Origin of the sequence: Aquimarina sp. I32.4 (assembly GCF_002924285.1) — a bacterium.
GTDB lineage: Bacteria > Bacteroidota > Bacteroidia > Flavobacteriales > Flavobacteriaceae > Aquimarina.
The window spans coordinates 1-5,864 of the sequence record NZ_PGUB01000169.1 but is presented as its reverse complement, the minus strand read 5'-3'; the positions used below and the strand labels follow the sequence as shown (position 1 = coordinate 5,864).

Annotated in this window: 4 protein-coding genes; all 4 read left to right on the top strand. The window is 33.5% G+C overall.

Going from position 1 to position 5,864, the window contains the following annotated elements:
- Positions 1 to 264 precede the first annotated feature (264 nt).
- Positions 265 to 798, top strand: a complete 534-nt coding sequence (locus CVD18_RS21065; RefSeq protein ID WP_103867455.1) for a sigma-70 family RNA polymerase sigma factor — start codon at positions 265 to 267, stop codon at positions 796 to 798.
- Between the two features lie 82 nt (positions 799 to 880).
- Positions 881 to 1,525, top strand: a complete 645-nt coding sequence (locus tag CVD18_RS21060) for a hypothetical protein (protein WP_103867454.1) — start codon at positions 881 to 883, stop codon at positions 1,523 to 1,525.
- Between the two features lie 52 nt (positions 1,526 to 1,577).
- Positions 1,578 to 3,905, top strand: coding sequence for a TonB-dependent receptor (locus CVD18_RS21055; RefSeq protein ID WP_158250534.1), 2,328 nt, complete (start codon positions 1,578 to 1,580; stop codon positions 3,903 to 3,905).
- A gap of 116 nt (positions 3,906 to 4,021) precedes the next feature.
- A complete protein-coding gene (locus CVD18_RS21050; RefSeq protein WP_103867452.1) occupies positions 4,022 to 5,347 on the top strand; it encodes a DUF4374 domain-containing protein in 1,326 nt (441 codons plus the stop codon).
- Positions 5,348 to 5,864 lie beyond the last annotated feature (517 nt).

The window sequence follows — 5,864 nt, the reverse complement described above, 5'->3', positions numbered from 1 at the left end:
AAAATATTTCCATCATAAGCACGCCAAATACGCCGCCTGAAAGATTTATAAGAACTAATTACCCTAACGATTAATAAGTGTTGATTTGTAAGTCATTGTGTTTGTTGTTCGTGTTTTTAAGAATTTTTAGTAAACAATTAAGTTTTATTTTTAATTAATCTAAATAAAATTAGGATATAGCCTATTTGGACTTTAATTTTGCAAATATTGTTTTTAATACTAGGTGATGGATTATCCACTTTGCGAAAAAAGAAACCGATCCAAATGGAAAAAATGAAAAAACAGGTTCCCGATCTTAAGTCTTTGGAAGGGTTTACTGTACTCTATGATCTACATGGTCCTAAAATTTTAAGTTTTTTTATACATAACTTGAGAGGTAATAAAGAGATTTCAGAAGATTTGCTTCAAGAGATATTTTCAAAATTATGGTTAAAAAGAAAGGATATTGAGATTAATGGGCCTATTGAAAATTACCTATTGAGAGCTGCAAAAAATAAATTGATCGATTATTGGCGCAAACACGAAAAAGAAAAAGTACTGTTTTTTGATACCAAGTTTGAAAAACAATCCAATCTATCTCCAGAGGATGATTTGATCTATTCAAATACCAAAGAGAGTATTTTTAACTTGGTTAAAAAACTACCAAGGATATCAAGAAATATATTTTTTCTAAGCCGCCATAAATCGCTTTCTAATAGAGAGATAGCTGACAAGCTCAATCTTTCAGAAAGAGCTGTGGAATATCAAATCAGCAAAGCTTTAAAACTGCTTAGAAAGAATGTAGTCGAGCTTTTTTAAAAAAAAAGTTTACTTTTTTTTGTGGTACCCAATTTGTTTTCGTCTACCTAATTAAATAACAGAAAAGTGATTTAATTTTAGGATGGGAATTTCGCAGGAATTACTAAAAAGATATGTAGCCAATAAATGTACCTCTTCAGAAAAAGAGCAGATTGAAAATTGGTTGGATACTAATTATAATGAAGAAGAGTTAGAGTATGTTTTTTCATTTCACTTCAGCCGTGACAAGGTGCTTAAAAATATTTATAAAGATATAGATGAAGAGTATCCAATAAGTAATTCTATTCAGAGAATTTTTTCTTCTTCGACTTGTCGAATGATTACTAAAATTTCTATAGCCGCATGTTTGGCACTGGTCTTTTATTTTACAGGGGATTTGTTTTCAAACTCTTTTGAGAAACAAAGAAATGAAGAAATAGCTAAAATTGATTCGTCTGAACAAGAACCGACTCTCTATGTCTCCACTATAAATAGCAAATCTCAAAAAGTTACTGTTGATAGATACGGTATAAACTTTGAAGGCTCAATTCGTCTGTTTAATGAAACCCAAAAAGAACAGGTGGTAACCTGTAATGGAGTAGAAATAGTGCTGCAATCTAATAAAGCAGTTTATCTTATGAGTTCACCATCCAATGGGTTTTATAAGCTTAATAATCCATTAGCATTTGATAACTTTTCAGGAGATGAAATACCATCAAAATATTATAAGATATGTTTAAAAAGTTAAAAATAAAATGAGTGTGTTTAGAAAGTCGTACATAACAATATTTTTGTTCGTTTTGTCTAATATTTACATAACCGATTGTTTTTCTCAATCAGGTTCCATAAGTGGAAGAGTTAGTGATCAGAAGGGGGGGGCTGTAGAATATGCATCTATTGTTGTAAACAGAAATAAAGGGGTAATTACCGATTCTTTAGGGTATTTTTCTTTCAACGATCTTGACAAAGGAACGTATCATTTAGAGGCGCAACATTTGGGACATAAATCCCAGCAAAAAACTGTAGATGTGTCAAATGATGTTAATACGGTAGACTTTGTGCTTATCGAAGACCTAAGCACTTTAGATGAAGTCGTTGTAAGATCCTTAGTTGAGACAGAAGAACGGAAAGTAAAAAAAACTGGTTACAAAGTAGATATTGTCAAAGCTGATATATACAAAGCCCAACCCTTTAGTCTTACTGATGTAATAAGAAAGACTCCAGGTATTCTAGTTAGAGAAAGTGGAGGGATGGGGTCAAGTTTCGAACTATACGTTAACGGTCTTTCGGGAAATAAGATAAGATATTTCTTGGATGGTATACCTATGGAAAACTTTGGTTCTTCTTTGACCCTTAATAATTTCCCTGTAAATCTTATAAAAAAAATGGAGGTATACAAAGGGGTTGTTCCTGTAGAATTAGGGTCGGATGCCTTGGGAGGAGCTATAAATATAAGCACGGTTGATCTAAAGAAATCATTCTTAAACGGTTCTATTTCTGTGGGGTCCTTTGGCACGAAAAGAGCATCGCTCAACGGTCAGTATGTCAGTGAGAAAGGAATTTTTGCCACTGCTTCTGGATTTTATAACCATTCAGATAATAATTACCGAATGGACGATGTAAATGTCTACGAGCTTGATTTGGGGAATTTTCAAGAGACTATTTCTACTAGAAGATTTCACGATAGTTACAGGTCTTATATGTTCAACGGAAAAGTAGGTGTTAAAGGTAAAAAATATGCAGATATGTTATATGTCGCTTACACAGGTAGCAAAAACAAAAAAGAATACCAACACCCAGAGACTAATGTTGAGACTGTATATGGAGATTTTCATTCCAAAGGAGAAACAAATCTATTTTCACTCCACTACAAGAAAAAGTGGAAAAAACTCGATTTAAAGGGTAATGTGTTGAAAGGTAAAGTCAAAAGGACCATTGTAGACACTTCATCAGTTAGGTACAATTGGGCAGAGGAAGCCTTTTTGAGAAGTAGTGACTCGCCCGAAGGAGAGGTGTACAATAGAAAAAGAATCTTTATAATTACAGATGATATCATAAGGAGTACTATAACTTCTTCTTATCATATCAACAAGAAGAACTCTATAAATCTAGGCTTTGTTCAAAATTATCTGAAAAGAGAAGGTACAGATAGGGTGGATGAATTCAATAATACATTCCAGACCCCAAACTATGTGAACAAAATTTATGGAGGCATTTCATATGATCATAAAAGCCTAAACGATAAACTCAGAGCATCGGTATTTGTAAAAAGATTTGTTTACAATGCAAAGATCGAAATTCAGGAACAACAAAACGGTCGATTATCATTGGCTGAGCCAAAAATTAATAAAACAGGTTATGGGGGAACACTCTCCTATAAAGTTGCTAAAAACACTTTTTTAAAGACTTCTTTTGAAAAAGCGTATAGATTACCTAATGATTACGAAATTCTGGGGGATGGGGCATTTATTACTTACAATCCAGACCTAGAATCTGAAAACAGCAACAATATCAATTTTGGAGCTTTGTATACCACAAGATTTAGAGATATGCGCCTGAAGGCAGAAGCAAACCTTTTTTTAAGGTTTTCAGAGAATTTTATTCAACTAGGCGCGGTTGGAGGACCTTACAGTAGATATGATAACATCAATAACGTAAGATCTCAAGGTGTTGAAGCTAGTTTGAACTTTAAAATAAACCCGCATTTTTCTGTTGATTTGAATGGGACCTATCAGAGAATTATAGAAAGAACAAAGACGGTTAACGGCCTGCCTAATGAAAATTATAATAATGAAGTTCCCAATATTCCCTACCTATTTGCAAATTCTAGATTAACGGTGCATCCTTTTGATACCCAGAAAAAGAACAAATTATCCATTTATTTTGATAGTAGATATGTAAAGGATTTTTTCCTTTCCTGGAAAGGCTTAGGAGACGTAGATACCAAGAATGTTATCCCAACACAGTTTGTTAATGACCTAACACTGGCCTATTCTATGAAAAACGATACTTACAATGTTTCGCTTTCGTGTATGAACATTTTTGACATTGAAGCCTATGATAATTTTAGAATACAAAAACCAGGGCGGAGCTTTTTCGTAAAACTAATTTTTAATGTGTTGAATTAAAAAAACTAAAAAATAATTAAAGAAACATGAAATAAAAAAGATACAAATAGTAAGAAATCAGTGAACAATAAACGATCTGAATTTTAAGGATCTAATTACAATTAAAAATAGAAAAAATGAAAATAAACAGCAAATTTAATGATAGAATAAAAGTAAAAACACTATTGTCGATATTTCTAATGGCAGGGATGTTATTGTCTTCTTGTAGTGGAGATGATGATGCACCAGTAGGCTCAAATCCTGATCCAGGATCAGAGAACAAATCTCGTTTGGTGATGCAGCTTTTTTTGAATCAAAGCAAGCCAAGCCAAACTTATGTTATAAGCGTTGACGGTATCGATGGGCTTATGTCTGGAACATTATCTGCAGAAGGAAAAGGTATAGAAGCACCAAGTGGATATAGATTTGGTGTGCCAGTAGGGAACTCTTCGTTATTATCCTTTGGATATACCAGTAGTACTCTAAATTGTATTTCTTATGTAAACGATGGTGGTGAAGTTGCGGTGAGTGATAAGCCGTTTTTATATGACGATGTTTTTCAGAGATTTACGGTTTCTGAAGATGAGAAAACGGTGTTGGCAATGGAGATACCACAAGGAGCTGGATTCCTACAGAGAGAAATATACTTTGTAGATGCAGAGGATGTGCGTGTAACAAAGAAAATAAAGACAGACGTATGGAAAGATGAAGTAGAAGGATTAGTGGCTATGCCTACAGCCCTGATGATAAGAGGTAACCGCTTGTTTGTGCCGTATCAAGTTCATGATGCAGAAGGAAAGTGGCAAACGTTAAGACCAAATAAAGCTTATATGGCTGTTTATTCATACCCTGATATAGGAGAAACTCCTTTAAAAATAATTGAGGATGATAGAACTTGTAATATTGGTGTGAATGCATCTATGTCAACACTTATAAAAACAGATAATGATGATATCTATAGTCTATCTTGTGGGGCTACTGGAGCAGGTTTTAACCCAGAACCAGCTACAAAACCTTCTGGAATATTGAGAATCAAAAGTGGAGAGACGGAGTTTGATCCAAATTACTTCTTTAATATTGAAGAGAAAACACAAGGAAAAATATTTGGTCTTGCATATCTTGGTGGTAATAAGGCTCTTGCTACTATTATAACTAATACTGATGTTGGCGCATTATGGTCTGCTTATAATACGGTATTCAATCAGAAACTTGCTATTGTAGATCTAGTTCAAGAAACAGTATCTATTATAGATGGAATTCCTTTGTTTAGATCAGGTTATTTTGCAACAGGTTTGTTTGTTGAGGATGGAAAAGCGTATCCTACTATAGTTGCAGAAAATGAGGTGGCTATTTATCAGATAGATATTGCTACTGGTACAGCCACTAAGGGAGCAACAGTAGAAGGTAGAGATATTCTAGGTCTAATGAGAATGGATGAAGGAACGAAGAAGAATAAAAAATAAGGAGTAACAATAGGTCGCCTAGAAATTACTTTCTAGGCGATTTTTTTGTTTTGTCAAAGATGCTGCAGAATGCTGTTTTATTGTTGGAAACAAAGGAGAGTAGTTAGGTTGAGGTGTACTGTTTGATAAGGTTTATTCTGGTAATATGCATTGTTCTACTTTAAATTTAATCCTCACATTAAATAAAGTATTTAGAGTTTTATAAGTCCGTTTGCAAAAAAAAAACAAGTAAGTTATGTCGAAATACAAATTAATATGAATAAAATGAAAATTTAAAAAATAGTATTCGATCAGTTGTGTGGATTTTTCTACTGATACTAACTTGTTGCAAACGGGAAAACAAACCGACGATTAATGACTCTGTTTTTATAGAAGATTTAACAACAGCAGAGCTTAATAAAGAAATAAAAGAAGGATATTCCACTGTTTTGATTTATAGCTGGATACGCTAGAGCAAGCTGACCCCCTCCCTAGATCAGTATTAGGCACTATATATTAGCTGCCGTTCTGTCGGATA